Source organism: Dietzia sp. SYD-A1 (assembly GCF_015356725.1).
Taxonomy (GTDB): domain Bacteria; phylum Actinomycetota; class Actinomycetes; order Mycobacteriales; family Mycobacteriaceae; genus Dietzia.
Genome location: NZ_JADDKI010000573.1, coordinates 1 through 2,261 on the forward strand (window position 1 = coordinate 1; position 2,261 = coordinate 2,261).

The 2,261-nt window shown below is 69.8% G+C and carries 4 protein-coding genes; 1 reads left to right on the forward strand and 3 read right to left on the reverse strand.

Going from position 1 to position 2,261, the window contains the following annotated elements; translation table 11 throughout:
- On the reverse strand, positions 1 to 407 hold a 407-nt coding region (locus IY392_RS17055; protein ID WP_194861881.1), incomplete at its 3' end, for a YdeI family protein.
- Between the two features lie 106 nt (positions 408 to 513).
- On the opposite strand from IY392_RS17055, the gene IY392_RS17060 reads away from it, so the two are divergent.
- Complete coding sequence (locus IY392_RS17060) at positions 514 to 1,182, forward strand: mismatch-specific DNA-glycosylase (RefSeq protein WP_194861882.1); 669 nt, start codon at positions 514 to 516, stop codon at positions 1,180 to 1,182.
- Between the two features lie 23 nt (positions 1,183 to 1,205).
- On the opposite strand, the gene IY392_RS17065 is transcribed toward IY392_RS17060, so the two are convergent.
- Positions 1,206 to 1,727, reverse strand: coding sequence for a nucleoside deaminase (locus IY392_RS17065; RefSeq protein WP_182611987.1), 522 nt, complete (start codon positions 1,725 to 1,727; stop codon positions 1,206 to 1,208).
- 84 nt (positions 1,728 to 1,811) lie between these two features.
- Positions 1,812 to 2,018 carry a dodecin gene (locus tag IY392_RS17070; RefSeq protein ID WP_095719345.1) on the reverse strand — a complete coding sequence of 69 codons (207 nt, stop codon included), beginning with the start codon at positions 2,016 to 2,018 and terminating at the stop codon, positions 1,812 to 1,814.
- Between the last annotated feature and the right edge of the window lie 243 nt (positions 2,019 to 2,261).

Sequence of the window (2,261 nt, forward strand, 5' to 3'; positions counted from 1 at the left end):
GTCGCGGCGCCTGCGTAGGCGCGGTCCCAGCGGCCGTCGGACTGCGCCCGCTCGATCTCGGCGATCCCCCGAGGACGGAGTCGCCGGTCCGCGGCGAGGCGGGCGACGATCTCGACGTTCCGCAGCGACCAGATGGAGCGCGCGCGGCGGGGGGTGAACCGTTGCACGAACGTCGTGTCGTCGTAGGTCCTTCGTTGCCCGTCGATCCATCCGCTACAGAGTGCTTCCTCGAGCGCCTCGTGGTAGGAGAGCGAGGTGGGGCGAGTGACGCCCTTCTTCGCGAGCATCAGCCAGGTCCCGTCGCAGGTGTCGTCGTGTGTCGTGAGCCACTCCCGCCACTGATCGACGTGCTCCACGATCAGGGGTGAGTCGGGGCTTTGCGTCGCGCGGTTGTCCGTCGTGCTCATGGCTCGAGCCTGACAGGCCGATAGGTCAGATGGCGTCCTCATTCCGGTATCGCGCGCTCACTGAACCGTACGGCGCGCACGCGTCGCGAGCGCTAGCCTCGCAGGCATGACTCAGATGGTCGTGACCGGCATTCCACGGCGCGCCTCCCCGATGGGCGGGCGCCGCCCGAGGCGCGACGAGCTGGCCCGGTTCGCCACCGCGGACCCACACGCGGTCGACGACGTCCTCCCCGCCGACGCCGAGCAGCTGCGACTTCTCATCGTCGGGGTCAATCCGGGCTTGTGGACCGCGGCCGTCAACGCGCCCTTCGCGCGGCCGGGAAACCGGTTCTGGCCGTCACTGCACCGGGCGGGGCTGACCGATCACGTCGTGGATGCCGCGGAGGGACTGTCGGCCCCGGACGAGCAACAGCTCCTCTCGCGGGGGCTCGGGATGACGAATCTCGTGGGCCGGGCGACCGCGAGGGCGGACGAACTCACCCGGGAGGAACTGCGCGCGGGCGCGGAGCGCGTGACGACGCTGGCCGGGGAACTGAAGCCCCGAGTCGTGGCCGTCGCGGGGATCACGGCCTTCCGGACCGCGTTCGCACTGCCGAAGGCTGGTTACGGGAAGCAGAACTCCTCGGAGGTCGCTGGGTGGCCCGGCGAGGTCACGCTGTGGGTGATTCCGCAGCCCAGCGGGTTGAACGCGCACGAGACTCTCGACTCCCTGGCCGAACACTGGCGGGAGGTCTGGAACGCGGTCGAGGAGAGTCGGCACTCCGCCGCGGGCTGACGCGCCACCGACCCGTAGGCCCCTCAGGTGACGTTCTCTCCGCGACCGGAGCGGACGGACTTCTCGACCAGAACCCGGATCTCCTCCGCCAGGGCGGGGACCGGGCCTGACACGGGGATTCCCGGGGCCACGTCGCTGATGCCGAGCGGAGAGAGCGGCCCGGGCTCCATGCCGAGATCGGCTTTCCAGCCCGCATACTGAGCACCGCTGGAGGCGAAGACGATGCGCCCGAGCCCCACGAAGGCGTGGGCGGCGCTGCACATCGCGCAGTGTTCGCCGGAGGTGTATACGACGCTGGCCGCGCGTTCCTCCGGCTGCATGTTCTCCGCCGCCCATTTCGCGATCGCGAACTCCGGATGGCTGGTGGCGTCCCCGCTCGATTCGCGGTTGCGGTCCTCGAAGCGCACCGTCCCGGCCTCGTCCACCAACACCGACCCGAACGGCTTGTCCCCCGCCTCCAGCGCCCGCCTCGCCAGGTCGACACAGCTGCGCAGGTGGACGAGGTCGTCGGCTCCCACAGGGCGGGACTCGACCGTGGTGTTCACCGGGTCTCCTTGCAGGGTTGCTCTGCGCGACGGCAGCCGGGCGCGACGGTAGTTGGTGATATGGGGAGTCAGGTCCGACGACGCTCAGGATTCGTGTCGGAACCCGACCTTGATGGTCACCTGCCAGTGGGCCACCCGGTCGCCGTCCAGCTTTCCGCGGACGGACTGCACCTCGAACCACTCGAGGTTGCGCAGAGTCTTGGATGCCTCGGCGATGGCATTGGCGACGGCGGCGTCGGTTCCCTCGGGGGAGGATCCGACGATCTCGGTGACGCTGTAGACATGGTTCATGGTGCCCTCCGGATAGTGTGACCGGGCTCACCCTATCGCGATCCGCGACCTCGCTGCGTCGGATGCGATCGCCCCCGTACGACACCGCCCCCGTCGGCGCGCGGCCGGCGGGGGCGATCAGGTCGTACAGTCGATCAGCCGAGCTGTCGAGTCATCCGCCGAGGCTCTCGAGGGCGGCGTTGAAGGGCGCGCTGGGCCGCATGACCTCGCGCAGCTTGTCGACGGAGGGCTGGAAGTACCCTC

Coding starts and splice junctions, on each gene's coding strand:
- IY392_RS17060 (WP_194861882.1), top strand. CDS start 514: ATGACTCAGATGGTCGTGACCGGCATTCCACGGCGCGCCTCCCCGATG.
- IY392_RS17070 (WP_095719345.1), bottom strand. CDS start 2,018: ATGAACCATGTCTACAGCGTCACCGAGATCGTCGGATCCTCCCCCGAG.